At 62.4% G+C, this 26629-nt stretch carries 23 protein-coding genes, 2 tRNA genes and 1 pseudogene; 22 read left to right on the top strand and 4 right to left on the bottom strand.

Going from position 1 to position 26629, the window contains the following annotated elements; all coding sequences use genetic code 11:
* Positions 1-137 precede the first annotated feature (137 nt).
* Positions 138-1238: a chorismate synthase gene (aroC, locus tag OKW39_RS18435; protein ID WP_429563208.1), complete on the top strand. Its 1101-nt coding sequence runs from the start codon at positions 138-140 to the stop codon at positions 1236-1238.
* 175 nt (positions 1239-1413) lie between these two features.
* On the opposite strand, the gene OKW39_RS18440 is transcribed toward aroC, so the two are convergent.
* A complete protein-coding gene (locus OKW39_RS18440; RefSeq protein WP_090800993.1) occupies positions 1414-3087 on the bottom strand; it encodes an electron transfer flavoprotein-ubiquinone oxidoreductase in 1674 nt (557 codons plus the stop codon).
* A 186-nt stretch (positions 3088-3273) separates the two neighbouring features.
* On the opposite strand from OKW39_RS18440, the gene OKW39_RS18445 reads away from it, so the two are divergent.
* Together OKW39_RS18445 and OKW39_RS18450 are read left to right on the top strand one after the other, a co-directional pair.
* A complete protein-coding gene (locus OKW39_RS18445) occupies positions 3274-4050 on the top strand; it encodes an SDR family oxidoreductase (protein WP_018421159.1) in 777 nt (258 codons plus the stop codon).
* Between the two features lie 56 nt (positions 4051-4106).
* Positions 4107-4538 (top strand): acyl-CoA thioesterase, encoded by a 432-nt coding sequence (locus OKW39_RS18450; RefSeq protein ID WP_090800991.1) that lies wholly within the window; start codon positions 4107-4109, stop codon positions 4536-4538.
* 44 nt (positions 4539-4582) lie between these two features.
* On the opposite strand, the gene OKW39_RS18455 is transcribed toward OKW39_RS18450, so the two are convergent.
* Positions 4583-5128, bottom strand: a complete 546-nt coding sequence (locus tag OKW39_RS18455; protein ID WP_018421157.1) for a LuxR C-terminal-related transcriptional regulator — start codon at positions 5126-5128, stop codon at positions 4583-4585.
* A 219-nt stretch (positions 5129-5347) separates the two neighbouring features.
* On the opposite strand from OKW39_RS18455, the gene OKW39_RS18460 reads away from it, so the two are divergent.
* From OKW39_RS18460 to OKW39_RS18530, 15 genes are all read left to right on the top strand, one after another.
* Positions 5348-6052, top strand: coding sequence for a CoA transferase subunit A (locus OKW39_RS18460; RefSeq protein WP_090800989.1), 705 nt, complete (start codon positions 5348-5350; stop codon positions 6050-6052).
* A 2-nt stretch (positions 6053-6054) separates the two neighbouring features.
* Positions 6055-6696, top strand: a complete 642-nt coding sequence (locus OKW39_RS18465) for a CoA transferase subunit B (protein WP_184021841.1) — start codon at positions 6055-6057, stop codon at positions 6694-6696.
* A 227-nt stretch (positions 6697-6923) separates the two neighbouring features.
* Positions 6924-7838: an alpha/beta fold hydrolase gene (locus OKW39_RS18470; protein WP_429335012.1), complete on the top strand. Its 915-nt coding sequence runs from the start codon at positions 6924-6926 to the stop codon at positions 7836-7838.
* 79 nt (positions 7839-7917) lie between these two features.
* Positions 7918-8271: a RidA family protein gene (locus tag OKW39_RS18475; RefSeq protein WP_090800984.1), complete on the top strand. Its 354-nt coding sequence runs from the start codon at positions 7918-7920 to the stop codon at positions 8269-8271.
* 69 nt (positions 8272-8340) lie between these two features.
* Entirely contained in the window at positions 8341-10584 is a 2244-nt protein-coding gene (locus OKW39_RS18480) for a RelA/SpoT family protein (RefSeq protein WP_429563209.1), read from the top strand.
* A gap of 105 nt (positions 10585-10689) precedes the next feature.
* Positions 10690-10766, top strand: a tRNA-Val gene (locus tag OKW39_RS18485).
* Between the two features lie 254 nt (positions 10767-11020).
* The gene (gene thrS, locus OKW39_RS18490; protein WP_429335009.1) at positions 11021-12928 is read left to right on the top strand and encodes a threonine--tRNA ligase; all 1908 of its coding nucleotides are present in this window, start codon (positions 11021-11023) and stop codon (positions 12926-12928) included.
* A gap of 49 nt (positions 12929-12977) precedes the next feature.
* Positions 12978-13502 (top strand): translation initiation factor IF-3, encoded by a 525-nt coding sequence (infC, locus tag OKW39_RS18495; protein WP_075643713.1) that lies wholly within the window; start codon positions 12978-12980, stop codon positions 13500-13502.
* Between the two features lie 258 nt (positions 13503-13760).
* Positions 13761-13958, top strand: coding sequence for a 50S ribosomal protein L35 (rpmI, locus tag OKW39_RS18500; RefSeq protein WP_006052501.1), 198 nt, complete (start codon positions 13761-13763; stop codon positions 13956-13958).
* A gap of 29 nt (positions 13959-13987) precedes the next feature.
* Entirely contained in the window at positions 13988-14347 is a 360-nt protein-coding gene (gene rplT, locus OKW39_RS18505) for a 50S ribosomal protein L20 (protein WP_006052502.1), read from the top strand.
* 158 nt (positions 14348-14505) lie between these two features.
* The gene (pheS, locus tag OKW39_RS18510) at positions 14506-15519 is read left to right on the top strand and encodes a phenylalanine--tRNA ligase subunit alpha (protein ID WP_008918800.1); all 1014 of its coding nucleotides are present in this window, start codon (positions 14506-14508) and stop codon (positions 15517-15519) included.
* Between the two features lie 160 nt (positions 15520-15679).
* The gene (gene pheT, locus OKW39_RS18515; protein ID WP_429563210.1) at positions 15680-18115 is read left to right on the top strand and encodes a phenylalanine--tRNA ligase subunit beta; all 2436 of its coding nucleotides are present in this window, start codon (positions 15680-15682) and stop codon (positions 18113-18115) included.
* 69 nt (positions 18116-18184) lie between these two features.
* Positions 18185-18595: an integration host factor subunit alpha gene (locus OKW39_RS18520; protein ID WP_026225933.1), complete on the top strand. Its 411-nt coding sequence runs from the start codon at positions 18185-18187 to the stop codon at positions 18593-18595.
* A 43-nt stretch (positions 18596-18638) separates the two neighbouring features.
* Positions 18639-19055 (top strand): MerR family transcriptional regulator, encoded by a 417-nt coding sequence (locus tag OKW39_RS18525; RefSeq protein ID WP_429335007.1) that lies wholly within the window; start codon positions 18639-18641, stop codon positions 19053-19055.
* 75 nt (positions 19056-19130) lie between these two features.
* A tRNA-Pro gene (locus OKW39_RS18530) sits at positions 19131-19207 on the top strand.
* A 242-nt stretch (positions 19208-19449) separates the two neighbouring features.
* On the opposite strand, the pseudogene OKW39_RS18535 reads toward OKW39_RS18530, so the two are convergent.
* Positions 19450-19803, bottom strand: a pseudogene (locus OKW39_RS18535) (IS110 family transposase); the annotation flags it as partial.
* 146 nt (positions 19804-19949) lie between these two features.
* The gene (locus OKW39_RS18540; protein ID WP_429332998.1) at positions 19950-20957 is read right to left on the bottom strand and encodes a LysR substrate-binding domain-containing protein; all 1008 of its coding nucleotides are present in this window, start codon (positions 20955-20957) and stop codon (positions 19950-19952) included.
* A 407-nt stretch (positions 20958-21364) separates the two neighbouring features.
* Here OKW39_RS18540 and OKW39_RS18545 point away from each other — a divergent pair, with 407 nt between their 5' ends.
* The 4 genes from OKW39_RS18545 (at position 21365) to OKW39_RS18560 (ending at position 26411) form a co-directional block, all read left to right on the top strand.
* Positions 21365-21649 (top strand): YtcA family lipoprotein, encoded by a 285-nt coding sequence (locus OKW39_RS18545; protein WP_429332997.1) that lies wholly within the window; start codon positions 21365-21367, stop codon positions 21647-21649.
* A gap of 20 nt (positions 21650-21669) precedes the next feature.
* Positions 21670-22728, top strand: a complete 1059-nt coding sequence (gene mdtN, locus OKW39_RS18550) for a multidrug transporter subunit MdtN (RefSeq protein ID WP_429332996.1) — start codon at positions 21670-21672, stop codon at positions 22726-22728.
* Between the two features lie 25 nt (positions 22729-22753).
* Positions 22754-24925, top strand: coding sequence for an FUSC family protein (locus tag OKW39_RS18555; RefSeq protein WP_429563211.1), 2172 nt, complete (start codon positions 22754-22756; stop codon positions 24923-24925).
* A gap of 73 nt (positions 24926-24998) precedes the next feature.
* Positions 24999-26411 carry an MdtP family multidrug efflux transporter outer membrane subunit gene (locus OKW39_RS18560; protein ID WP_429334562.1) on the top strand — a complete coding sequence of 471 codons (1413 nt, stop codon included), beginning with the start codon at positions 24999-25001 and terminating at the stop codon, positions 26409-26411.
* Positions 26412-26629: the final 218 nt, after the last annotated feature.

Here is a 26629-nt window from a genome sequence, read left to right on the forward strand (position 1 = left end):
ATGGCGAACTCGCCCACCATCACCCGCTTTCGGCCGACTGCGCCCCGGCCGATCGGCCATCGCCGTCGCCAGGCCCGGCTTCGAGACGAGCGGGCTGGCATAATAGCGTTCTCCCCGTATTTCTTTGGACGACGCTCATGTCCGGCAACACGCTCGGTACGCTTTTCACTGTCACGACCTTCGGCGAATCGCACGGCCCCGCTATCGGCTGCGTGATCGACGGCTGCCCGCCGGGCATGGCGCTCAACGAAGCCGACATCCAGTTCGACCTCGATCGCCGCAAGCCGGGCACGTCGCGCCACGTGACGCAGCGCCAGGAAGAAGACAAGGTCGAGATCCTCTCGGGTGTGTTCGAAGGTCAAACCACCGGCGCGCCAATTGCGCTGCTGATCCGCAATACCGACCAGCGCAGCAAGGACTACGGCAACATCGCGGAAACGTTCCGCCCCGGCCACGCCGACTACACGTACTGGCAAAAGTACGGCATTCGCGACTACCGCGGTGGCGGCCGCTCGTCGGCACGGCTGACGGCGCCGGCGGTCGCGGCGGGCGCGGTCGCGAAGAAGTGGCTGCGCGAGAAGTTCGGCACCGAAATTCGCGGCTATATGGCCGCGCTCGGCGAGATCGACGTGCCATTCGTCGATTGGGCGCAGGTGCGCGAAAACCCGTTTTTCGTGCCGAATGCGGAGATCGTTCCGCAACTCGAGGCGTATATGGACGCGCTGCGCAAGGACGGTGATTCGATCGGCGCGCGCATCAACGTGGTTGCCTCCGGTGTGCCGGTCGGCCTCGGCGAGCCGCTGTTCGACCGCCTCGACGCCGACATCGCGCACGCGATGATGGGCATCAACGCGGTGAAGGGCGTCGAGATCGGCGCGGGCTTCGCGAGCGTCGCGCAACGCGGCTCGGTGCATGGCGACGAGCTGACGCCGGAAGGTTTCGTCGGCAATCACGCGGGCGGCGTGCTCGGCGGTATTTCGACAGGGCAGGACATCACGGTGTCGATCGCGATCAAGCCGACGTCGAGCATTCGCACGCCGCGCCGTTCGATCGACAAGGCGGGGAACCCCGCGATCGTCGAGACCTTCGGGCGGCACGACCCCTGCGTCGGCATTCGTGCGACGCCGATCGCCGAGTCGATGCTTGCGCTCGTGCTGATCGATCACGCGCTGCGCCATCGCGCGCAATGCGGCGATGTGGCCGTGAGCACGCCGAAGATCGCGGCGAGCGCGCCGTAACGCTGACGCGGTCCCGCGATTGGCGGCGAACGAGCCGCCATAAAAAAGAATAGGGAAGGGGACCAACGAAACGCGCCAGAATGCGCGCAGACGAAAGCGCGAGCGCGCTATCGGAATTTGCCTGCGCGACGCTGCCGGTTATCGCGCAGCGCCGCAAAGGCAGACGGCACATCCATCACATATTCGGATAGTTCGGACCGCCACCGCCTTCCGGCGTGACCCACACGATATTCTGCGTCGGGTCCTTGATATCGCAGGTCTTGCAGTGCACGCAGTTCTGCGCATTGATGACGAGCCGCTCGCTGCCATCGTCGTTCTTCACGAACTCGTACACTGCAGCGGGGCAATAACGCGCCTCCGGTCCCGCGTAGGTCTGCCAGTTCACGTTGACCGGCACGGTCGGATCCTTCAGCGTCAGGTGCGCCGGCTGATTTTCCTCGTGATTCGTGTTCGAGATGAACACCGAGGACAGCCGGTCGAACGTCAGCTTGCCGTCCGGCTTCGGATACGTGATCGGCTTGCACTGCGAAGCCGGCTTCAGCATCTCGTGATCGGAATGCTGATGATGCAGCGTCCACGGCACGTTGCCGCCGAGCAGCTTCTGCTCGAGACCGACCATCAGCGTGCCAAGGTAGAGACCCTTGCTCATCCACTGCTTGAAGTTACGCGCGCGATACAGCTCGGTGTAGAGCCACGACGTCTTGAACGCTTCCGGGTAGGCGCTCAGTTCGTCCGACTGACGGCCGGCCTGGACGGCGTCGAACGCGGCATCGGCGGCGAGCATGCCGGTCTTGATCGCGGCGTGCGAACCCTTGATGCGCGACGCGTTCAGGAAGCCCGCGTCGTCGCCGACCAGGGCACCGCCCGGGAACACCAGCTTCGGCAACGACATCAGGCCGCCCGCGGTGATCGCGCGCGCGCCGTAGGACACGCGCTTGCCGCCTTCGAGAATCGCGCGGATCGCCGGATGCGTCTTGTAGCGCTGGAATTCCTCGAACGGCGACAGATACGGATTCGAATAGCCGAGGCCGACCACGAAGCCGACCACGACCTGGTTGTTGTCCATGTGGTAGAGGAACGAGCCGCCGTAGGTGTCGTTTTCGAGCGGCCAGCCGGCCGTGTGCATCACCAGACCCGGCTTGTGCTTCGCGGGATCGATTTCCCACAACTCCTTGATGCCGAGGCCGTACACCTGCGGATCGACGCCGTCGCGCAGCTTGAACTTCTCGTTCAGCTGGCGGCCGAGGTGGCCGCGCGCGCCTTCGCAGAACAGCGTGTACTTCGCGTGCAGCTCCATGCCGAGCTGGAAGTTTTCGGTCGGTTCGCCGTCCTTGCCGATGCCCAGATTGCCGGTCGCGACGCCCTTGACCGAGCCGTCGTCGTTGTAGAGCACTTCGGCCGCCGGAAAGCCCGGGAATATCTCGACGCCGAGCGCTTCGGCCTGCTGACCCAGCCAGCGCGTCACGTTCGCGAGGCTGATCACGTAGTTGCCGTGGTTCTTGAAATTGTCCGGCAGCGCCCAGGTCGGCACGCTCTTCGAACCGGTTTCCGTCAGGAACAGGAAGCGGTCTTCGGTCACGTCGACCGTCAGCGGCGCGCCTTTTTCCTTCCAGTCCGGGATCAGCTCGGTCAGCGCGCGCGGGTCCATCACCGCGCCCGACAGAATATGGGCCCCGATCTCTGAGCCTTTTTCGAGTACGCACACGCCAATGTCAGCGCCTCGTTCGGCGGCGCGCTGCTTCAGGCGAATGGCCGCCGACAGGCCCGCAGGGCCGCCGCCGACGATGACGACGTCATACTCCATCGACTCGCGCGGGCCGTACTGCTCAATGAGACTTGCGGGGGTCATTGATGCTCCTCTTACCGTTAGAATGCTTTTTTCGGGTTCGTATTGTGGGCGATCGATTCCCGCGCCGCAACCCGAAATCCGCAGATTAGCACGACCGTACTATTTCATGATACGGTATAGACCCTTAGTCGGGTCCTACCGAACCCGTCAACCGCAGTTGTCACCACAACCGAACAAGGAAAGACAATGGGCCGTTCGATCAATCTGGAAGGCAAGGTCGCGCTGATTACGGGCGCCTCGAGCGGGCTGGGCAAGCGCTTCGCGCAGGTGCTGTCGCAGGCGGGCGCGAAGGTCGTGCTGGCGAGCCGACGTACCGAGCGGCTCAAGGAGCTGCGCGCGGAAATCGAGGCGTCCGGCGGCGCCGCGCACGTCGTGTCGCTCGACGTGACCGACTATCAGAGCATCAAGTCGGCGGTCGCGCATGCGGAGACCGAGGCCGGCACCATCGATATCCTCGTCAACAACTCGGGCGTGTCGACCACGCAGAAGCTGTCCGAGGTCACGCCGGCGGACTTCGAATACGTGTTCGACACGAATACGCGCGGCGCGTTTTTCGTGGCGCAGGAAGTCGCCAAGCGCATGATCATGCGCGGCAACAACGCGCAGAAGCCGTCGTACCGGATCATCAACATCGCGTCGATGGCGGGCTTGCGCGTGCTGCCGCAAATCGGCCTGTATTCGATGAGCAAGGCCGCGGTCGTCCATATGACGAAGGCGATGGCGCTCGAGTGGGGCAAGCACGGCATCAATGTGAACGCGATCTGCCCCGGGTATATCGACACCGAGATCAACCATCACCACTGGTCGACCGATCAGGGCCAGAAACTCGTGGCGATGCTGCCGCGTCATCGGGTCGGCAAGCCGGAGGACCTCGATGGGCTGCTCCTGCTGCTCGCGGCGGATGAATCGCAGTTCATCAACGGCTCGGTGATCGTCGCCGACGACGGCTTCGGACTCGCGTGAGCGGGTCGTCCAAAGTTTCAAAAGTCAGGCAGAAAAAGGAAGAACGGAAGTACAGAATGAGCGATTTTCACGCAGTTTTCGAAATGACGATGCCGATCCGCTGGGGCGACATGGACGCCTTCGGTCACGTCAACAACACGGTTTATTTCCGCTACATGGAGCAGGTGCGGATTTCCTGGTTCGAGCACATGGACTTTGTCGGCCAGCGCGCGCACGGGCAGGGGCCGGTGATCGTCAATGCGTCGATGGAGTTTCTGAAGCAACTGCACTATCCGGGCGACGTGATCGGCCGGATGTCGGTGGCGACACCGGGGCGCAGCAGCTTCGATACGGCTTTCGAGCTCCTGCGCGCCGATGAGCCGGATACGCTCTATGCGCGAGGCGCCGCGCGATGCGTGTGGATCGACTACGCGGCGGGCAAGTCGGTGCCGGTGCCTGACGTACTGCGCGCGGCCATCGAGAGCGCGGCGCTCGTCAAGGCGGCCTGAGCGCGCGGCTTGACAGCGCTGTCGCGCGCTTCAAACGCCCTCTCTCAATCCCCGAGCAGCCGCTGCAACAGCTCGGTCGCATTGCCCGTATCGTATTTGCGCATGAGCCGCGCGCGGTAGACGTCGACCGTGCGCGGGCTGATGTCGAGCACGCGGCCGATCTGCTTGCTGGTCTTGCCCGTCACCAGTTGCGCGGCGATTTCGCGCTCGCGTGGCGTCAGCTCCACCGCGACCCGCCGGGTTGCGCTCAAATCCTCGAAGGTCCAGACACCCGCCGCGTGCGGGTCGGTGCGCTGCTGCGCGCGGCCCGTCACGTGACACCAGAACAGCTCGCCGTTCGCGCGCTTCATGATCCGGTCGTCCGCGTAGCTGCCTTGCGCTGTCATGATCGGCGGAATGCGCGCGCCGATCCGCTCGAACTCGTCCGCCGATGGATACAACACCTGGAACGACTGACCGATCAGCGCGTCGCGCGCGTAGCCGAATATCGACGCTAGCTCGTCGTTGCAGTCTTCGATGGTCCGCTCGCGGGACAGCACGAGTCCGATCGGCGCGAGGTGAAACGCAGTGCGGTAATCCAGGGCGGGCATGGGCGGGAGGCAAGTACTTATGTATTTTTGCGTATTGTGCCGCATGGCGGGCCCAGCGTACTCTTTCGCGCAGATGACAACGCGGCTCAAGCTGCGGATGACTAGAATGACGTAGCGGTATCGTGAGGCGACGTGAAGTTTACCCGTTGCGATATCAGCCGCAATGATCCGGCGGCCTGCGTACACGTTTCGGGTTTCCATAAAGGAAGGGACATACAGATGAACAAGGTCTATCCAGGCGCCGCCGAGGCGCTGAAGGACATCGTCAAGGACGGGCAGACGTTCGCCGTCGGCGGCTTCGGGCTGTGCGGCATTCCTGAGGCGCTGATCGCTGCGCTGCGCGATTCGAAGGTGCAGGGCATCACGTGCATCAGCAACAACGCGGGCGTCGACGGTTTCGGCCTCGGCCTGCTGCTCGAGACGCGTCAGATCAAGAAAATGATCTCGTCGTACGTCGGCGAAAACAAGGAGTTCGAGCGCCAGTACCTGGCCGGCGAACTCGAGCTCGAATTCACGCCGCAAGGCACGCTCGCCGAGAAGCTGCGCGCGGGCGGCTCGGGCATTCCGGCGTTTTTCACGAACACCGGCTACGGCACGCAGATCGCCGAGGGCAAGGAAACCCGCCAGTTCGGCGAGAACCACTACGTGCTCGAACATTCGCTGACCGCCGATGTCGCGCTCGTCAAGGCATGGAAGGCCGACAAGGCCGGCAACCTGATCTATCGCCGCACCGCGCGCAACTTCAATCCGATGTGCGCGATGGCGGGCCGCATCACCGTCGCGGAAGTCGAAGAGATCGTCGAAGTGGGCGAGCTCGATCCGGACGCGATCCATACGCCTGGCATCTTCGTGCAGCGCATCGTGCTGAATGCGCATCCGGAAAAACGCATCGAACAACGCGTCGTCCGCGCGAAAGGAGACTGATCATGGCATGGACTCGTGACGAAATGGCCGCGCGCGCGGCGAAGGAACTGCAGGACGGCTTTTACGTGAACCTCGGCATCGGCTTGCCGACGCTGGTCGCGAACCACGTGCCGGCGGGCGTCGAAGTGTGGCTGCAGTCGGAGAACGGTCTGCTCGGTATCGGCCCGTCGCCGACCGAAGACGAAGTCGACGCCGACCTGATCAACGCCGGCAAGCAAACGGTGACGACGCTGCCCGGTTCGTCGATTTTCTCGTCGGCGGATTCGTTCGCGATGATTCGCGGCGGCCACATCAATCTCGCGATTCTCGGTGCGATGCAGATCAGCAGGAAGGGCGATCTCGCGAACTGGATGATCCCGGGCAAGATGATCAAGGGCATGGGCGGCGCGATGGACCTGGTCGCGGGCGTCAAGCGCGTGGTCGTGCTGATGGAGCACGTCGCGAAGGGCGATCAGCACAAGATCCTCGAAGAATGCACGCTGCCGCTGACGGGCGTGGGTGTGGTCGACGAGATCATCACCGATCTGGGCGTGATCGAAGTGACCGAAAACGGCTTGAAAGTGACCGAACTCGCGCCGGGTGTGAGCGTCGACGAAATCAAGGCGAAAACCGGCGCGCCGCTCGATGTGAGCGCGGTGAGCTGACGCGGGTTGAAACGCCGTTGCGCGCGTCGGCGCGACCGCGCGGCGGCAACGGTGTGTTCCGGACGGGCGAGACGTGAGTCTCGCCCGTTCTGTTTTTGGCGCGCGGCGGCGGATGCGCCGGACGGTTGGATCGACCTTCCTAAGCCTTCTGGCCGATGCTTGCCGCGCGACGAAGCGGTTTACAATCGTTCGCAGCCCAATCCGCAGCGTCTTTGCAAGGACACCAGATGACCGCAACGACTTCCGCTTCCACCACCGGGCGGCCCGCGCCGCGTCAACGTTACGTGCGGTGCGCGAGCCCTGCCGGCCTGCATCGCGTCGCCTATACCGAGTGGGGCGACCCGGACAATCCGCGCGTGTTGCTGTGCGTGCACGGACTCACGCGATCGGGGCGCGATTTCGACCGCCTCGCCGCCAACTTCGCGGACACCTATCGCGTGGTGTGCCCGGACGTGGTTGGCCGGGGCTTGTCGTCGTGGCTCGCGAACCCCAACTTATACGCGGTGCCGCAGTACGTCGCCGACATGGTCACACTGATCGCTCGGCTCGACGTCGACACCGTCGACTGGTTCGGCACCTCGATGGGCGGCCTGATCGGCATGGGGCTCGCCGGCCTGCCGGACACGCCGATCCGCAAGCTGCTGCTGAACGACGTCGGGCCGCATCTGGAGCCGGTCGCGGTCAAGCGCATCGGCGATTACCTTGGCAAGCCCGCACGCTTCGAAACGCTGCAGCAGGGCGTTGACTATGCCGCGCAGCTCGCGCAGAGCTTCGGACCGCTGACTCCGGACGAATGGCGCGAAATCAATACGCCGTTGCTGCGCGAAGAGGACGGCGCATGGGTGCTGCGCTATGACCCGCGCATCGCGCAGCCGTTCGCGGCGGTCACCGAGGAAGCGGCGAAGCTCGGCGAGGCGGCGCTGTGGCATTCGCTCGCGTCGTTCCAGGGGCCGGTGCTGGTGGTGCGCGGCGAGCAGTCGGATTTGCTGTCGCGTGAAACGGTCGCGAAGATGGTGTCGACCGCGCGTGCCGCATCGAGCGTGGAGATCGCCGGCGTCGGGCATGCGCCGGCGTTCCTGGCGGCGGACCAGATCGCGCTCGCGAGGGAGTTCTTCATCGGTCAGGCCGCGAACGCGTCATAATATTGAGTTCCGCATGACGATTTCATCGGCAGTGTCGTGTGGGACGTAGTTCGATTAACCCCTCAGCTCAGGACTTTTCATGGCAGTCATTCGTTATCACGTCGGCAAGCGTCTCTCGGAAATGGCCGTGCACAACGGCACCGTGTACCTCGCGGGTCAGATCGCCGAAGACGACGATCTGGACATCGCCGGCCAGACGCGCGAAGTGCTCGGCCACATCGACCGTCTGCTCGCCGAAGCGAACAGCGACAAGTCGCTGTTGCTGTCGGTGCAGATCTATATCTCGGACATGGCGCATTTCGCCGGCATGAACGCCGTGTGGGACGAGTGGGTCGCGCAGGGCGACACGCCGCCGCGCGCGACCGTCGAGGCAAAGCTTGCGAATCCGAAGTGCCTCGTTGAAATCGTCGTGATCGCGGCGCAGCGCAACTGAGTCGCGGCCGTCCGGCCGCACCGTGGTTGATTTTCCGTTGAATCGTCTGGCCCGGCGGGCCATCGCACCATGAACACCGATACCGTTCCGAGCGCGCCTCATCCCCATCGTTCCTTCGACGAAGCGATGGCGTTCGTGCGCGAACATGCGGGCGAGGTGCGGCTGTCGTCGGGCGAATTGCTCGCGGATCACGCGGCGGGCACCGCGTCGATCATGCGCAAGCTCAACGTCGATCCGCCGGCGGTGCTGGCCGCTGCGCTGTTTGCGCTGACACCGCATCTGCGCGATCCGGGGCGCGTGATCGCCGACGACTTCGGCGAAGAAGTCGCCCAACTGGTCGGCGACGTACGCAAGCTGCTGCGGCTCGGCACGGTCAGTTTGCGCGCGGCGCAAAACGCGATGCCCGAGGCCGGGCGTGACGCGCAGGCTGCGCGCCGCGTGCAGGTCGAGGCGCTGCGCAAAATGCTGCTCGCGTTCGCGCAGGACATTCGCGTCGTGCTGATCCGCCTCGCGTCGCGGCTGCAAACGCTGCGTTACTACGCGGCCGCGAAGCTCACGCCGTCGCCCGACGTCGCACGCGAGACGCTCGATATCTACGCGCCGCTCGCGAACCGCCTCGGTATCTGGCAATTGAAGTGGGAGCTCGAGGACCTCGCGTTCCGTTTCGAGGAGCCGGACACCTACAAGCGCATCGCGAAACTGCTCGACGAGAAGCGCGTCGAGCGCGAGAGCTATGTCGCGCAGGCGATCGAACGCCTGCAGCAGGAGCTGGCCGCCGCGCATATCCGCGCGGAAGTGAGCGGTCGGCCGAAGCATATCTACAGCATCTGGCGCAAGATGCGCGGCAAGGAGCTGGACTTCGCCGAGTTGTACGACGTGCGCGCGTTTCGCGTGATCGTGCCGGACATCAAAGACTGCTACACCGTGCTCGGCATCGTGCACAACCTGTGGCAGCCGGTGCCGAAGGAGTTCGACGATTACATCTCCCGGCCGAAGCCGAACGGCTACAAGTCGCTGCACACCGTCGTGATCGGCGACGACGGCCGCGCGTTCGAAGTGCAGATCCGCACGCAGGAAATGCATCGCTTCGCCGAATACGGCGTGGCCGCGCACTGGCGCTACAAGGAAGCGGGTGCGCGCGGCTATGGCGGCACGTTCACCGCGAGCGAGAAATACGACGAGAAGATCGCCTGGCTGCGACAGTTGCTCGCGTGGAAGGACGAAGTCTCCGAGGGCGAGCATGGCGAAGCGGGCTCGGCACAGCCGTGGGAGCAGTTGCGCCAGGCCACGCTCGACGACGATCACATCTACGTGCTGACGCCGCAGGCGCGCGTGATTCCGTTGCCGCACGGCGCGACGCCGATCGACTTCGCATTTCACCTGCACAGCGAGCTTGGGCATCGTTGCCGCGGCGCGCGCGTCGACGGCGCGATGGTGCCGCTCAACACGCCGCTGCAGAACGGCCAGACGGTCGAGATCGTGGCGGTGAAGGAGGGCGGTCCGTCGCGCGACTGGCTTAATCCGCAACTTGGCTATCTGCAAAGCCCGCGCGCGCGGCAGAAGGTGCGGGCATGGTTCAACGCGGTGGAGTTACAGGAGCACATCGCGAACGGTCGCGCGATGGTTGAAAAAACCCTGCAGCGCGAAGGCAAGACCTCGGTCAATCTCGATCAACTGGCCGCGCGGCTCGGTTTCAAGACCACCGACGACCTGTTCTCCGTGGTCGGCAAGGAGGAGTTCAGTCTGAGGCTCGTCGAGCAGGCGTTGCAGGATGCGCCGCCGCCCGAGCCCGAGGTCGATGCGCCGGAGAAGTTCGAGAAACGCAGCAGCGGCGCGAGCGTCGCGCGCGGCGCATCCACGGGGGTGCTGGTGGTCGGCGTCGATGCGTTGCTCACCCAGCTCGCGCGCTGCTGCCGGCCGGCGCCGCCCGACGACATCTGCGGATTCGTTACGCGAGGCAAGGGCATGTCGGTTCATCGCAGCGACTGCGCGACGTTCCGCCGGATGGCGGAGCGCGCGCCGGAGCGCGTGCTTCAGACGGCGTGGTCGGCGGACGTGATGAGCGGCCGCGGCCATTCCGTCTACCCGGTCGACCTCGGCATCGAGGCGACGGACCGGCAAGGTCTGCTGCGCGATATCTCCGAAGTATTCGCGCGGGAAAAGATGAACGTGATCGGCGTAAAGACGCAATCGCGCCGCAATGCCGCGTTCATGCAATTTACCGTCGAGGTGTCGAGCTCCGCGCAGATTCAGCGCGCGTGCACGCTGCTGGGCGAGATCACGGGTGTCGTGCGCGCGACGCGCAAGAACTGAGGCGCGGGCGGTTGGAAAAAGCCCCGCTAGTGGCGCGACGGATTAAAGTCGCCGCATAAAAGTACTTGCCAAGCTGCGCTATACCCCGTATACTCTCGTTTCTTCAGGCTCGTAGCTCAGCTGGTTAGAGCACCACCTTGACATGGTGGGGGTCGTTGGTTCGAGTCCAATCGAGCCTACCAACGAAAATGAAATTCCGGCCTCGCTGGGGTTTCGCAAACTGCAGTAAGCGCTTTGAGCGCAAAAAGGCGAATACGGTTATGACACCGCGAACGTTGACCGAAACCACTTCGGAACGACGCTAGTCGAGGACCACTTTCGCCAGTGAAGTTTGCATAAAATGTGAATGCGGCCCCTCGAAAGCGGGGCCGCATTTTTTTTATCTTTTTGACCCTGGTTGTATGTGCCGCCGCCGGTCGGCACCACGGAGAACGCAATGGTTTCGATACGTTTGCCTGACGGTTCTGTTCGACAGTACGAGCATCCGGTGACCGTCGCCGAAGTGGCCGCCTCGATCGGCCCCGGTCTCGCGAAAGCCGCGCTCGGCGGCAAGATCGACGGGGAGCTGGTCGATACGTCCATGCTGATCGATCACGACGTGGCGCTCGCCATCGTCACGGAGAAGGACGCAGACGGTCTCGATATCATCCGCCACTCGACGGCGCACCTGCTCGCGTACGCGGTGAAGGATCTGTACCCGGAAGCGCAGGTCACGATCGGTCCGGTCATCGACAACGGTTTCTATTACGACTTCTCCTATAACCGTCCTTTCACGCCGGAAGATCTCGAAAAGATCGAAAAGCGCATGCAGGAACTCTCGAAGAGGGACGAGCCGGTGTCGCGTCGCGTGGTGTCCCGCGACGAAGCGGTCGAGTACTTCAAGAGCATCGGTGAAAAGTACAAGGCCGAGATCATCGAATCGATCCCCGCTAGCGACGAAATCAAACTGTACTCGCATGGCGGCTTCACGGACCTGTGCCGCGGCCCCCACGTGCCGTCCACCGGCAAGCTGAAGGTCTTCAAGCTGATGAAAGTCGCGGGCGCGTACTGGCGTGGCGACTCGAAGAACGAGCAACTGCAGCGCATTTACGGCACGGCCTGGACGAAGAAGGAAGACCAGGAAGCGTATCTCCACATGCTCGAAGAAGCCGAGAAGCGCGACCATCGCAAGCTTGGTAAGCAGCTCGACCTGTTCCACATGCAGGACGAGTCGCCGGGCATGGTGTTCTGGCATCCGCGCGGCTGGACGCTGTGGCAGCAAGTCGAGCAGTACATGCGCCGTCGCGTGAACGACGCCGGCTACCTAGAAATCAAGACGCCATTGATCATGGACCGCTCGCTGTGGGAAGCGTCGGGCCACTGGCAGAACTATCGTGAAAACATGTTCACGACGGAATCGGAAAAGCGCGACTACGCGATCAAGCCGATGAACTGCCCCGGTCACGTGCAGGTGTTCAATCACGGTCTGCGCTCGTATCGCGATCTGCCGCTGCGTTACGCGGAGTTCGGTTCGTGCCATCGCAACGAATCGTCGGGCGCGCTGCATGGACTGATGCGTGTGCGCGGCTTCGTGCAGGACGACGCGCATATTTTCTGTACCGAAGATCAGTTCATCAGCGAATCGATCGCGTTCAACACGCTGGCAATGAGCGTCTACCGCGACTTTGGCTTTGATAGCGTCGAGATCAAGCTGTCACTGCGCCCGGATGCGCGCGCCGGCACCGACGAAACTTGGGATCGCGCGGAGCAGGGACTGCGCGAGGCGCTGACGGCCTGCGGCGTCACGTGGGAAGAGTTGCCCGGCGAGGGTGCATTCTACGGCCCGAAGGTCGAGTATCACATCAAGGACGCGCTCGGCCGCTCGTGGCAGTGCGGTACGCTGCAGCTCGACATGGTGTTGCCGGAGCGGCTGGGTGCCGAATACGTTGCCGAAGACAACAGTCGCCGTCGCCCGATCATGCTGCACCGGGCGATCGTCGGATCGATGGAGCGTTTCCTCGGGATTCTGATCGAGCACCATGCCGGTGCAATGCCCGCTTGGCTCGCGCCGATGCAGGTCGTTGTGATGAATATTGCGGAAAGTCAGGCCGAATACGCGCAGGCGCTAGCCCAATCGTTGCAAAAACAAGGGGTTAGAGTCGAGGCCGATTTGCGCAACGAGAAGATTAGCTATAAAATACGCGAGCACACGCTGGAAAAGGTCCCCTACCTGTTGGTGGTCGGCGACAAGGAGCGTGAAGCGCAAACGGTAGCCGTGCGTGCCCGTGGTGGTGTCGATATGGGTGTAATGCCTGTTGACGCCTTCATTGAGCGTCTGCGCCAGGACGTGCAGTCGTTCAACTGAGCCACTTGGTACCCGGCTCGTTTTTTTTAATTTTTAGAGGAAACGTAACATCGCTACTGATAAGTCTGCGCACCGCATCAACGGTGAAATTACAGCACCCGAGGTGCGACTGGTCGGCGTCGAGAACGAACCGCTCGGCATCGTGAAACTCGCTGATGCGTTCCGCATGTCGGAACAGCAGGACGTAGATCTGGTCGAAATCGCTCCGCAAGCGGTTCCGCCAGTTTGCCGCTTGATGGACTACGGCAAGTTCAAGTACCAGGAAGCGAAGAAGCAACACGAGGCCAAGCTCAAGCAGAAGGTCATCCAGGTCAAGGAAGTCAAATTCCGCCCAGGTACCGACGACGGTGATTACAACGTCAAGCTGCGCAACCTCGTCCGCTTCCTCGAAGACGGCGACAAGACGAAAATCACGTTGCGTTTCCGTGGCCGCGAAATGGCTCACCAGGAAATCGGCATGCGCATGCTCGAACGCCTGCGCACCGACCTCGACGAAGTCGGTCAGGTCGAGCAGATGCCGAAAATGGAAGGGCGCCAGATGATCATGGTGCTCGCTCCGAAGAAAAAGAAGTAAGCGCGAAGCAGTTGGCCGGGGCGACGGCGTGCCATGTGGCGCGCGCTCCGGCGGCGCAAGGTTGTTTGATGCTGTGCTGGGTGTCCGGCTTGGTGTCGGAAGGTTTCGGAACGTCGCGCATGCAAGTGCGCAGTGGTTCCCGAAAAGCGGCCGCTGGCGGTATCGGCGGTCTGCATACCAAGTGGAATGGGTTTCGAAGGGCGGGAAATGGCCATCTGGCCGACCGCACACCCATGTCCATCTAATAATGGAGTTGTCATGCCGAAGATGAAGACCAAGAAGAGCGCTGCAAAGCGCTTCGTGGTGCGTCCGGGCGGTACCGTCAAGCGCGGTCAGGCCTTCAAGCGTCACATTCTTACCAAGAAGACCACCAAGAACAAACGCCATCTGCGCGGCTCCACGGCAGTTCATGATTCCGATCTGAACTCCGTTCGCGCAATGCTGCCGTTCGCTTAACCCTTAACCGACACTCATAGGAGCGAAACATGCCTCGAGTAAAACGTGGGGTTACCGCACGGGCCCGTCACAAGAAGATCATCAAGCTGGCCAAGGGTTACCGCGGCCGTCGCAATAACGTCTATCGCATCGCCAAGCAGGCGGTCATGCGCGCAGGCCAATACGCCTACCGCGACCGCCGCAACAAGAAGCGTGTGTTCCGCGCACTGTGGATCACGCGTATCAACGCGGCGGTGCGTCAGCACGACATGACGTACAGCGTGTTCATCAACGGCCTGAAGAAGGCGTCGATCGAACTGGACCGTAAGGTGCTGGCCGACATGGCTGTGTTCGACAAGGCTGCTTTTGCTGCGATCGTTCAGCAGGTGAAAGCCGCCGTTGCAGCCTGATTGCGCTTCTGGCAATTAAAACTGCGTGGTTCGTTGCAGCGAACATCCGGTAGTCTCGGTGACGCTGCAACAAAAACGGGGCTCCTCACCGAGCCCCGTTTTTGTTGGTAGAACCAGTTTTGTTTCGATAGAACACTGACGTTGAAATGATGGGATCAATGGATCTGGACCAGATTGTCGCCGACGCGCAAAAAGCCTTCGCAGAAGCCCCCGACGTCACCACCCTCGAGAACGAGAAAGCGCGCTTTCTCGGTAAGGCGGGTGCGCTGACCGAGCTGTTGAAGGGCCTTGGCAAACTCGATCCCGAAACGCGCAAGACCGAAGGCGCACGGATCAACCTCGTCAAGCAACAGGTCGAGGCCGCGCTCACAGCACGTCGTCAGGCGCTCGCCGACGCACTTCTGAACCAGCGTCTCGCTGCTGAAGCGATCGACGTCACGCTGCCGGGCCGCGGCGCCAACGCAGGTAGCCTGCACCCGGTGATGCGCACCTGGGAGCGCGTCGAACAGATTTTCCGTACGATCGGGTTCGACGTGGCCGACGGCCCCGAGATCGAAACCGACTGGTACAACTTCACCTCGCTGAACAGCCCGGAAAACCATCCGGCGCGTTCGATGCAGGACACCTTCTACGTCGACGGCAAGGATGCCGACGGCCGCCCGCTGCTGCTGCGCACGCATACGAGCCCGATGCAGGTGCGCTACGCGCGCACCAACACGCCGCCGATCAAGGTGATCGTGCCGGGCCGCACGTATCGCGTGGATAGCGACGCGACGCATTCGCCGATGTTCAACCAGGTCGAAGGCCTGTGGATTGACGAGAACATCAGCTTCGCGGACCTGAAGGGCGTCTATACCGACTTCCTGAAGAAATTCTTCGAGCGCGACGACATTCTCGTGCGCTTCCGTCCGTCGTATTTCCCGTTCACCGAACCGTCGGCCGAGATCGACATGCAGTTCGAAACGGGCAAGAACGCGGGCAAGTGGCTCGAAATTTCGGGCTCCGGCCAGGTGCATCCGACTGTGATCCGCAACATGGGTCTCGACCCGGAGCGCTACATCGGCTTCGCTTTCGGCAGTGGCCTCGAGCGTCTCACGATGCTGCGTTACGGCGTGCAGGACCTGCGCCTGTTTTTCGAAAACGACCTGCGATTCCTGCGTCAATTCGCGTGACCCGGCGCGCGCGAGCGCGACGAAGCATAAATCGCGGCAGCGCACCTGGTGCGCGCCGCGAGCGTCCCCGGCAGAGCTCGCTGAACCGGCGCAAGACCACCGGGCTTTACGAAGCATCTGCCGGACGTGGACCTAACCTGATCACAACGTACACAGAACCATGCAATTTCCGGAATCCTGGCTCAGAACTTTTGTCGATCCGCAACTGACCACCGACGAGCTGTCGCACGCGTTGACGATGGCGGGTCTCGAAGTCGAAGACCTGCGGACGGCCGCGCCGCCGACCTCGAAGATCGTCGTCGGCCAGGTGCTGGAAGTCGTCAAGCACCCGGATGCGGACAAGCTCAACGTGTGTCAGGTCGACGCTGGCACCGGCGCGACGCTCAACATCGTGTGCGGCGCGCCGAATGTTGCGCCCGGCATCAAGGTGCCGGTCGCGCTGGTCGGCGCGCAACTGCCGCCGGCCGAAGAGGGCGGCGCACCGTTCGCGATCAAGCTGTCGAAGCTGCGCGGCGTGGAAAGCCAGGGCATGCTGTGCTCGGCGCGCGAGCTGAAGCTCTCCGAAGATCACAGCGGTCTGATGATCCTGCCGGAAGACACGCCGATCGGCCAGGACATCCGCGACACGCTCAATCTCGACGACACCGTTTTTGAAATCAAGCTGACGCCGAACAAGGCCGACTGTCTGTCGGTATTCGGCGTCGCGCGAGAAACGTCGGCGATTACCGGAGCGCCGCTGCGTCCGCTCGAAATCAAGCCGGCTCCGGTCACGCTCAACGAAACGCTGCCCGTGAAAATCTCCGCGCCCGATCTGTGCGGCCGTTTCTCGGGCCGCGTGATCCGCGGCGTCAATGCGCGCGCGAAGTCGCCGCAATGGATGGTCGAGCGTCTCGAGCGCTCCGGCCAGCGCAGCATTTCCGCGCTCGTCGACATCTCGAACTATGTGATGCTCGAGCTGGGGCGTCCGTCGCACGTGTTCGATCTCGACAAGATCCACGGCGGCATGGACGTACGCTGGGGCCGCAAGGGCGAAACGCTGAAGCTGCTGAACGGGAACACGGTCGAGCTCGACGAAACGGTCGGTGTGATCGCCGACGAGCAGCATATCGAAAGCCTCGCGGGCATCATGGGCGGCGACAGCACCGCGGTCACGCTCGACACCACCAACATCTATCTCGAGGCCGCGTTCTGGTGGCCCGACAGCATTCGTGGTCGCTCGCGCAAGTACAACTTTTCGACCGATGCAGGCCATCGCTTCGAGCGCGGCGTCGACTACGCGACGACCGTCGATCATATCGAGCGCATCACGCAGCTGATCCTCGACATCTGCGGCGGCGAAGCGGGTCCGGTCGACGATCAGATCGTCAACGTGCCGAAGCGCGCGCCCGTGAAGATGCGCGTTTCGCGCGCGAACCGCATCATCGGCGTCGCGATCGGTGTCGATGAAATCGCGCAGATCTTCACGCGCCTCGGCCTCTCGTTCGAGCGTGACGGCGATACGTTCTCGGTGATGCCGCCGTCGTACCGCTTCGATCTCGAAATCGAAGAGGACCTGATCGAAGAGGTCGCGCGTATCCACGGCTTCGAAAAGATTCCGGCGCGCCCGCCGGTCGCGACCAGCGAAATGCGCGCGACCAACGAAACGCAACGCTCCATCCACGCGATCCGTCATGCGCTCGCCGCGCGCGACTACGCGGAAACGGTGAACTTCAGCTTCGTCGACGCGGAGTGGGAGCAGGACTTCGCAGGCAACAGCAACCCCGTGCGTCTGATCAACCCGATCGCGAGCCAACTGTCGGTGATGCGCACGACGTTGTTCGGCAGCCTGATTCATGTGTTGCGCACGAATCTGAACCGTCGCGCGGCGGACCGCGTGCGCGTGTTTGAAGCAGGTCGCGTATTCCTGCACGATCCGTCGATCAAGGCCGGCGAGCTGACCGTCGAAGGTTTCGCGCAGCCGAAGATGATCGGCGCGCTCGCCTATGGGCCCGCGCTCGACGAGCAGTGGGGCGCACCGACGCGTGCCGTCGACTTCTTCGACGTGAAGGGCGACCTCGAAGCGCTGGTCGCACCGGCGGTCGCGCGGTTCGTACAGGCCGAGCATCCGGCGCTGCATCCGGGACGCAGCGCGCGGATCGAATTGAATGGTCGCGCAGTGGGCTGGATTGGCGAATTGCATCCGCGCTGGATGCAAAAATATGATTTGCCGCATGCGCCGATTCTGTTTGAAATCGAAGCGGAAGCATTAATGCAACGGGTATTGCCGATTCCGTCGGAAGTTTCAAAATTCCCGCCGGTACGACGTGATATCGCGGTGGTCGTCGATCAGAAAATCGAGGTTCAGGCGCTGCTCGACGAGCTTCAGAAGGCCCAGTCCGAACCGGCCTGCAAGGCTGTCCAGAAGGTTGCACTTTTCGACGAATTTCGTCCAAAATCAAACACTTCCGGTGGTCTGGCCGCGCACGAGAAAAGCCTTGCGTTCCGGGTGACCTTGCAAGATACTGGCGGAACCCTTCAGGATGAAACGGTCGATCTGGCTATTCAAACTCTGGTGGAACGTCTAGCTCGAGTATATGGCGCACGGTTGCGCGGATAACCCGCATTTAACAATTGCACGGCTGTTTCCGCATCCATTGTTTTACGCTTGGCGCGCCATTTGATAGATATGAATGAAATGAACTCGAGTGATTTCGAAGCCCTTCTTACGGCGCAACGCAGCGCCATGATTCGAGATATTCCGACATCATCCGCCGTCGTTTCCAATGAAACGCCGACACTCACCAAGGCGGAACTTGCCGAGTTGCTGTTCGACAATGTCGGGCTCAACAAGCGGGAAGCGAAGGACATGGTCGAGGCGTTCTTCGAGGTGATCCGCGATGCGCTCGAGAGCGGCGACAGCGTGAAGCTGTCGGGCTTCGGCAACTTCCAGTTGCGCGACAAGCCGCAGCGTCCCGGCAGAAATCCGAAGACGGGCGAGGCGATTCCGATTGCGGCGCGTCGCGTGGTGACGTTTCATGCAAGTCAAAAACTGAAGGCGCTCGTCGAAAACGGCGCCGAAGCGAGCTTCGCGCGCTGATAGACTGGCGCGCTTTCGGGCAACCCATCACGGCTAACTGACGATGACAGCGACGATCGAAAAAGTCGTCTTGCCTCCGATTCCGGCGAAGCGGTACTTCACGATTGGTGAGGTCAGCGAACTTTGTGGGGTAAAGCCTCACGTGCTGCGTTACTGGGAGCAGGAGTTCACCCAGTTGAGGCCGGTCAAGCGGCGCGGCAATCGTCGGTATTATCAGCATCACGAGGTGCTGCTGATCCGGCGGATTCGAGAGTTGCTGTACGAGCAGGGTTTTACGATCAACGGGGCGCGCAACCGGCTCGATTCGCATGGCGGCGGTGGGCCGGATTCGGTGGTCGAAGAGGGTGAGGCTACCGCCGGAGTCGCGGGTCAGGTGCAGGCATCGGCGGCAACGGTTGCGGTCGATGTCGAGAACTTACGCAAGGAACTGCAGAACGTAATCGATCTGCTGGGCCACTAGTTCATGGACTTGTTCGCTTTGTTCGTGTCGAGCGGTTCTAATCGAATGAAGTGTCTGTTATAATTTTCTTCTGTTCGGGGCGTAGCGCAGCCTGGTAGCGTACCTGCATGGGGTGCAGGTGGTCGGAGGTTCAAATCCTCTCGCCCCGACCAGGAAAATCAAGGACTTACGGTGAAAGCCGTAGGTCCTTTTCCGTTGGGAGTCGATTTTTGCCCCCACGTTTGCCCCCACACTGCGGAGGGCTCTCGCGGGAACAGGGCGGAATCTTCGGCGGGGGCGCCACGTTCATGGCTCAGAAGTTCGGACGACTTTGCTCGCTCGTGTACCGAAGCGCTCATTCGCTTACGCGAAGCAAGGATGCGGGGTGGACACGGCCTATCGATTCCTCGCCAGACACGGCCGACAGGTCGCCTGCACGTAGCGCGCGCACCAGCTTGATGGCATCGCGTCGATCCGTCTTCACGCGCTCGCCCGGTTTCTTTGGGATCAGCGACGGCGCGCAAACCATGCACTCGAAGCCTTTCTCGAGCAGTTGCCGATATAGCCCATAACCGCACGGGCCTGCCTCCTAGACCACGCGCACGTGTTGCGCTTTCGACTGCAGGCGCATGCACAGGCGATCAATATCAGTCTTTGTCGTGCCGATCTTGCCCAGCGACTCGACCTCACCCGCGTCAACCGCGTAGGCAACCGTGATCGATTCCTTGTGAACATCCAGTCCAACGTACACCGTGCTATCGTTTCGCATGCTGGCCTCCGTGCCGGAAATCGCCGGGGCGTGGCCCAGTCCTCGCCCGTGCGGCTCTGGCAGTAATGCTAACCCGCGTTCAACTTCCCCACGGCGGGCCAGCCCCTGCCTCACGGAAAGTCATACTGCCTTCCTTTATATTGACGCTAGCCAGTACGACTCTTTCGTTCTTTCAGCACTACCGCGTCGGCTACCTCGGTATGAACTGCTGGCTCGGGCATCAAAGACCGAAGCGTGATTCCGGGCCATCGACCATTACTTTGCAGCTCCGCAATAAGTTCAACCATGGCGGAGCGAACCACTTCGGTCGCTGCGATTGCCGGCACCGTCCTGGACCAGCACAGGCTCGCCGGCCGGCTCATGTCTGGTTCAACAATCTTTCTGACAGGCGGTCGTTTATGGAAGTGACGCCGCGCCAAGGCTGACGCCGGTAAAATCGTGCATGCTGTTCCGGACTCAGCAATGTCGAGCATAGTTGGCAGCGAATCAATGTCAGCGATGATGTTCAAGTCCGCCCCGGCGCGAGCGAACGTGCGCTCAATCAGGAGGCGCAGTCCGTTCGAAGGACCGGGCGTCACCAGTGGAACATTGCTCAAATACTTCAGCGGGCAAACGGCATCGTCAGCGCTTAAATTCGGCACCAGGTGGCCGACTACGTAAAGGTCTTCGTCGAAAAGCGGGTGTACCGACACGCCAAGGCTTTCCGTGTCCCGAAAGAGGATCGCGAGGTCAAGCCGACCATTTGCGAGTAGCTCTGTGATGTAACCGCTCATGCTCTCGAAAATTTGAAGGCGGATGCCAGGGTATTGATGTCGGATACGCTGGTAGAGAGGCGTCGCCAATAGGGATGCAATCGTTGTAGGAAAGCCGATTGCTACCGTCCCGGACTTGCTTCCACCACCGTCGCGCACCTCCTGCTTGATTTGTTCCATTCGACGCAACACGTCGCGAGCCAGGCGATAAAGTGCTTTCCCCGCCTCCGTGGCCGTGACGCCCTGCGGGCTTCTGATGAGCAGCTTGGCCTTCAGTTCGGATTCGAGATTGGCAATCTGTTGGCTCAACGACGGCTGGGCCACGTAAAGCCGCTCTGCAGCTTTCGACAAGCTGCTCGAGTCGACAATTGTCACAAAATACTTCAACTGTCGGACATCCATGTCGCGTATCCCCTGCCACCAATATTAATGGGAGCTATAGGATACGCTTCCAGGGAGCGTTGACGTAGATGACTCGCCACGAGGCATCTGACCTCATTGGCTGGTATTGCGCGCAGCTGGCACTGTCTTTCTATGGGTGACCGCAACCGGCTGGGCTCCAGACTTGGAAACGCATCTTGCGATATCAGTTACAGCGCAACGGATATAGAACGATATAAAAGTTCCCGACCTTGGAGCGCATGGAAGGCATGCGTTTTCTGCATGGGTTTTCCGTTCTGTTGATTAGGAGGATCAGGCAGAATGCCATTGCATTGACCCTCGGGACGTGGCTTGGCTTTAAATGGCGCAGATAACAAGATCCAACGAAAACGAGGGAGGCAATGACAATCCAAGCTTGGAGCCGTTACATGCAGTACCTCAGAGAAGGTTGGACGATGGGCGTGAAGGGAGCTGCCTTCGGCGCCGCCCTGCTCATGGGGGGCTGTGCCTATTCGCCGTCGATCAACGTGCTCGGCGCTTACTTTCCTGACTGGCTGTTTTGCGTTGTCGTCGGCGTGGCGCTCGCGGTAATTGTCTATCTGATTCTCGAACACACGCAATGCAGCGATTGTGTGGGTCCCGCCGCGGTGGTCTATCCGGCTCTAGTGACTGCGCTGTCACTTGTGGTCTGGTTGCTCGCCTTTCAACATTGAAACACCGTGCATTTGGCTTTATGACGACAATCGCCGGCAAAGCGTCGAGGAAGAAGACTTGGCCCGCCATCGTACTGATACTGATCGCGACCGCGCTCCTGATCTTCGTGATCGCGATGCTGGACCGTTCGCCGCGCACCGACGATGCGTATGCGTATGCCGATACGATCGACGTCGTCCCCGAGGTCAACGGACGCATCGTCGAGCTAGCCGTGCACGACAATCAGGCCGTCAAGCAGGGCGACCTGCTGTTCCAGATCGACCCGCGCCCCAATGCGGACGCGATGGCGCGCGCCAAGGCCTCACTCGTCGCGCTCGACCGGCAGATTGAACTCACGCAGCGCACGGTCAATGCGCAGCAGTACAACGCGGAGTCGGTGCATGCCTCGGTGGAGAGCGCGCAGGCCGCTGCCATTCAGGCCACCGATACCTTGCGCCGGACCGAGCCGCTGTTACCGCAAGGCTACGTCTCCGCCGAAGACGTCGACCGCGCGAGAACCGCGCAGCGCGCCGCCCAGGCGCAACTGAGCGCGGCGCGGCTGCAGGCGCAGCAGGCGGCGGCGGCCGTCAGCGGCGTGGACGCGCTCGTCGCCCAGCGCGCGGTGGTCATGGCCGAGATCGCCATTGCCGAACTGAACCTCGAGTTCGCCACGGTACGCGCGCCGTTCGACGGCCGCGTCGTGTCGCTGAAGACGTCGACCGGGCAATTCGCTTCCGCGCTCAAGCCGGTGTTCACGCTGATCGACACGCGCCGCTGGTACGTGGTGGCGAACTTCCGCGAGACCGAGCTCAAGGGCATTCGTGCCGGCACTCCCGCGACGGTCTATCTGATGAGCGACACCAGCCAGCATTTCCGGGGCGTGGTCGATTCCGTGAGCTATGGCGTGCAGCCCGATGAAGGCGGTCTCGCGTTGCCCGGCGGGTTGCCGCACATTCAGCGCAGCCTCAACTGGGTCCACGTTTCGCAGCGTTTTCCGGTGAAGATCCGCATCGAGGACCCGAATCTGGACCTGTTCCGCGTCGGTACATCCGCGGTTGCCGTGCTGCATCCGGGGCGCGACGACAAAGCCGCCCATTAACCAGAAAGCCGACCAGGAACCCGCCATGCGCGCCGCCGCGGACTACGTGCCCGATGCCTTGCTGAACGCAGGATTGTTCCTGCGCAGCCAGCTCGCGCCGTATCCGGGACGCACCAACATCATGCTGCGCTGCATGCTTACGAGCGCGATCGTCATCGTGACGTCGATGGCGCTCGAGGTGCCGGAAATCCCGCTTTCGCTTCTGGTGGTCTTCTACGTGACACAGGCGAACGTCGTGGTGACGAGGCTGGTCGGCATCATGTTCATCGTGGGCTCGACACTCGCGATCGGCACGTCAATCCTGCTGCTGAAATTTACGTTCGACTACCCGCTGGTGCGCATCGTCGTAGCCAGCGTGCTGTTCCTGGGCAGCGTGTATCTGATGCGCGTCCTGAAGATCGGCGTCGTGTTCTTCATCGTGGCGATCGTGATCATCTATGTGCAGACGTTCGTCGACCGGACCGACCAAGCCGAGCTGCTGATCCGCGCGGTGCTATGGGTATGGGTCGCCGTGAACTATCCGATCGCACTGACACTGCTGATCAATTCGCTGCTGTTGCCCGCGGAACCGGTGCGCCAGCTCAAAGAGGAGATTCACCGCCAACTGGCCGCCGTCGATGCGCAACTGTCCTGGTTGATCGACGGCGGCCCGCGGCCGGAGCCGATCTCTCTGATTGCGGTCCAGCACGGCGCGCTGACCCTTCAGCAGCTGCTGAATTTTGCCGCGATGCGCAGCCCGCGCATACGGGAGGAGCAGGTCTATCGGCTCGCGGGCATCGCAACCGTCTCGCGTCTCTATCGAGCAGCGAGCGAGCTTCAGACGGAAACGTTCCGTACGTCCTTGTCCTCCGCGAACGGGGCAAACGTGTTGCTCGAGGTGCGTGCGTATTGCCGCGCGCTCGATAGCGCCGTGGCGGCCGATCATCCCTATCGCTTCGCGGGTGCCGCGACAGCGGGGCAGCGCGATCCGGTAGCCGTGCGGGCCACCGTTGAAGAGATGCTACGGGCGCTTCGCGCGTTAGGCGACGCCTATGCACACGCTGCATCCGCGCAAGGGGCGCCGGCCGAGGAACCTTTCGTGGCACAGGACGCGCTGACCAATCCGGTATATGTGCGCTTTTCCCTTAAGACGCTGCTCGCGGTGCTAATTTGCTATGTGTTCTACAACGCGGCCGACTGGCAGGGCGTTCATACGATCATGCTCACCTGTGTGATCGTCATGTTGCCGAGCCTCGGCGCGTCCACGCAGCGTGCGCTGTTGCGCATCGGCGGCGCGATGGTTGGCAGCGCGCTCGCGCTACTCATGGTTGTGTTCGTGGTCCCACGCGTCGACAGTATCGTAGGCCTGCTGCTTATGACCTTGCCGGTGATCGCTGCAGGGGCATGGGTGGCGGCTGGCCCCGAACGGATCGCTTACGCGGGCATTCAGATCGTCTTCACATTCGCGCTCGCATTGCTTGCCGAATTCGGTCCCACGACGAACCTCACCGAAATCCGCGACCGCATGGTAGGGATCCTGTTGGGCGTCGCCGTTTCGACAGCGATCCAGATGTCGTTCTGGCGCGAGGGCGAGGGTGATGCGCTACGGCAGAAGCTGGCTGGCACGCTGCGCCTGGTGAGCGAGCTGCTTGCGGCACCCGTTGCAACCGACGTCGCAACGGGTCAGTTGCTTTACACGCAACGTCAGTTGCAAACGTGGATCTCGCTTGGCGACTGCGGGGCGATGCTCGCGCGTGTCGCGCTGGAGCCGAGCTGGGAGGAGGCGCCCCAGGCGCAATTAACGGTGCGCGCCCAAACGGTGCTCGCGCAAGCGCGTGAGATCTTGTTGGCCGGCAATGCGCTTCGCAATTTGCTCGGCGTTCGGGATCCACGCGTGCACGACGCCGCATATGTTGGGGCCGGGATGGTTATGCAACAAGCGTCGGCGGTTCTCGCGGGCTATTCCGACGAGCTTGCCGCGAGGCCGCCGGCTGCGCGCCCACCGCGTCGGGCGGCAGTCTCGGAGGCCCTTCGTGCCCTGGAGCAGGATGCAGCACTCGACATTCCGATCGAGGCGCAGCAGGGACCGTCGCCGAGGGCACAGTTGATGGCGTGCGCGCACAACCTCGTGCGGGAAATATCCGCGTTGCCGGACTGGCACGGCGTGGAGCAGTTTTCCCCCAATCTTCGTGAGTTGAACGAACGTGGCCCAGCCTGATCGCGTCGGTGTGCGCTGGTTGCGCGGCGTGGGCACCTGGGCCGCCGTGCTGGGCTGTGCGGTAGGCTGCCTTATGGCCGGCTGCGCGCTGATCCACGAGGATGGCACGCCCTACGCGACGATTGCGCCCGAGCAGATACGACTTGCGGACGATATTCACCTGGCGCGCGACGGCTGGCCTTCCGCGTGCTGGTGGAAGAGCTATGGCGATCCGCAGCTCGATGCGCTTATCGATCGCGCGTTGGCCAATTCACCCACGATGGTGATTGCAACCACGCGTGTCGCGCAAGCGAAGTCAGACGTCGAACGGGTGAAGGCCGGTTCGGGCCTGCAGGTCGTCGCGCTGGGCGCGATCGACCGTGAGCGTGTCTCGGCGAACGGCTTTCTCGGGCCATTCGCGTTGAACGAACCAGCGCTCGGGCTCACCGGTCCCTGGTACACCGAGGGTATCGTCGGATTCGGCGCAAGCCTGAACGTCGATATCTGGGGCAAGCAGCGCGCGCAAGTGGCCGCGTCGCTCGGCGTGCACAATGCGCGGATAGCGGAGACATCCGCGGTCGAGCTCGAAATTTCCGCCGACGTGGCGCAGCTTTATTACGGCATTCAGACCACCTACCAGTTGATCGGGCTGCTGGAGCAATCGCAGGAGGTCGCGGCATCTGCTGTCGAATCGCACAGTGCGCGCGCGGCTCGCGGCCTCGAAGCGCGCACGCGCACCGAAGAAGCACGCGCGCAGCAACTTGCCGTGCAGGAGCAGATCGTTGCCGCGCAAGGCCAGATCAGACAGTTTCGCGAGTCGTTGCGCGCGCTCATCGGCGCCGGAGCCGACGACCTGCCCGATATCGAACCTGCGCCGCTGCCGCAATCGCAGGCGAGCTTGCCGCCGACGCTGGCCTACGAACTGCTCGCGCGGCGTCCCGATCTGCAGGCGATGCGCTGGTATGTGGAGTCTTCGTTTGACCGGATTGACGCTGCCAAGGCCGCGTTCTATCCAACCTTTGACATCAAGGCATTCTTTGGCGTCAACGCATTGCATCTCGCTGATCTGTTCACCCATGCGAGCCAGCAGATCAATCTGCTTCCCGGCCTGTACCTGCCGATTTTCGACGGCGGCCGCCTGAACGCGAACCTGAGCGGTGCGCGCACGGCGAGCAACACGCTGATCGAGCAATACAACCAGGCGGTGCTCAACGCCGTGCGCGATGTGGCGATGGCAGGCAGCCGTTTGCAGGACCTCGACGCCCAGGCGCAGTTGCAGCAGCAAAAGGTGTCGGCTGTTTCGTTCGCGAAGGAGAGCGCTCAAGCGCATTACCGGCGCGGACTCGCAAGTCGGCTGGCGGCGATGGAGGCGCGGCAGCCGTGGATTGTCGAGCGCGTCGCGCTGCTCAATCTCGACGGGCAACGGATCAGCCAGCAGATCGCGCTGGCGAAGGCGCTGGGCGGTGGCTATCGTGCCGACCCGTTGGCGGAGTTCAAGTCGCGCTGAACGCTGAGTTTCGCGTGCACCTTTTGGTCGAGTCCTTGTTCGCGGAGTCCGATGAGGCAACGAGCGAAGGCACATGCGCCGTCGGATTCCAGATGCAGGGCATCCGAACTGCACCTTGCTTTACGGTGGATGCGATTCTGGAATTCGCTCCATTAGCCGGTGGGTATGGCGGTTCGCCTACACCGCTTCCATACTGCTTCTCAAGCCTGCTGACGTAC

Origin of the sequence: Paraburkholderia sp. MM6662-R1 (genome assembly GCF_050436245.1) — a bacterium.
Lineage (GTDB): Bacteria > Pseudomonadota > Gammaproteobacteria > Burkholderiales > Burkholderiaceae > Paraburkholderia > Paraburkholderia tuberum.

Excerpts from the sequence above, each read along its gene's own strand:
- aroC (WP_429563208.1), top strand. The coding sequence starts at position 138 with ATGTCCGGCAACACGCTCGGTACGCTTTTCACTGTCACGACCTTCGGC.
- OKW39_RS18440 (WP_090800993.1), bottom strand. The coding sequence starts at position 3,087 with ATGACCCCCGCAAGTCTCATTGAGCAGTACGGCCCGCGCGAGTCGATG.
- OKW39_RS18445 (WP_018421159.1), top strand. The coding sequence starts at position 3,274 with ATGGGCCGTTCGATCAATCTGGAAGGCAAGGTCGCGCTGATTACGGGC.
- OKW39_RS18450 (WP_090800991.1), top strand. The coding sequence starts at position 4,107 with ATGAGCGATTTTCACGCAGTTTTCGAAATGACGATGCCGATCCGCTGG.
- OKW39_RS18455 (WP_018421157.1), bottom strand. The coding sequence starts at position 5,128 with ATGCCCGCCCTGGATTACCGCACTGCGTTTCACCTCGCGCCGATCGGA.
- OKW39_RS18460 (WP_090800989.1), top strand. The coding sequence starts at position 5,348 with ATGAACAAGGTCTATCCAGGCGCCGCCGAGGCGCTGAAGGACATCGTC.
- OKW39_RS18465 (WP_184021841.1), top strand. The coding sequence starts at position 6,055 with ATGGCATGGACTCGTGACGAAATGGCCGCGCGCGCGGCGAAGGAACTG.
- OKW39_RS18470 (WP_429335012.1), top strand. The coding sequence starts at position 6,924 with ATGACCGCAACGACTTCCGCTTCCACCACCGGGCGGCCCGCGCCGCGT.
- OKW39_RS18475 (WP_090800984.1), top strand. The coding sequence starts at position 7,918 with ATGGCAGTCATTCGTTATCACGTCGGCAAGCGTCTCTCGGAAATGGCC.
- OKW39_RS18480 (WP_429563209.1), top strand. The coding sequence starts at position 8,341 with ATGAACACCGATACCGTTCCGAGCGCGCCTCATCCCCATCGTTCCTTC.
- thrS (WP_429335009.1), top strand. The coding sequence starts at position 11,021 with ATGGTTTCGATACGTTTGCCTGACGGTTCTGTTCGACAGTACGAGCAT.
- rpmI (WP_006052501.1), top strand. The coding sequence starts at position 13,761 with ATGCCGAAGATGAAGACCAAGAAGAGCGCTGCAAAGCGCTTCGTGGTG.
- rplT (WP_006052502.1), top strand. The coding sequence starts at position 13,988 with ATGCCTCGAGTAAAACGTGGGGTTACCGCACGGGCCCGTCACAAGAAG.
- pheS (WP_008918800.1), top strand. The coding sequence starts at position 14,506 with ATGGATCTGGACCAGATTGTCGCCGACGCGCAAAAAGCCTTCGCAGAA.
- pheT (WP_429563210.1), top strand. The coding sequence starts at position 15,680 with ATGCAATTTCCGGAATCCTGGCTCAGAACTTTTGTCGATCCGCAACTG.
- OKW39_RS18520 (WP_026225933.1), top strand. The coding sequence starts at position 18,185 with ATGAATGAAATGAACTCGAGTGATTTCGAAGCCCTTCTTACGGCGCAA.
- OKW39_RS18525 (WP_429335007.1), top strand. The coding sequence starts at position 18,639 with ATGACAGCGACGATCGAAAAAGTCGTCTTGCCTCCGATTCCGGCGAAG.
- OKW39_RS18540 (WP_429332998.1), bottom strand. The coding sequence starts at position 20,957 with ATGGATGTCCGACAGTTGAAGTATTTTGTGACAATTGTCGACTCGAGC.
- OKW39_RS18545 (WP_429332997.1), top strand. The coding sequence starts at position 21,365 with ATGCAGTACCTCAGAGAAGGTTGGACGATGGGCGTGAAGGGAGCTGCC.
- mdtN (WP_429332996.1), top strand. The coding sequence starts at position 21,670 with ATGACGACAATCGCCGGCAAAGCGTCGAGGAAGAAGACTTGGCCCGCC.
- OKW39_RS18555 (WP_429563211.1), top strand. The coding sequence starts at position 22,754 with ATGCGCGCCGCCGCGGACTACGTGCCCGATGCCTTGCTGAACGCAGGA.
- OKW39_RS18560 (WP_429334562.1), top strand. The coding sequence starts at position 24,999 with ATGGCCGGCTGCGCGCTGATCCACGAGGATGGCACGCCCTACGCGACG.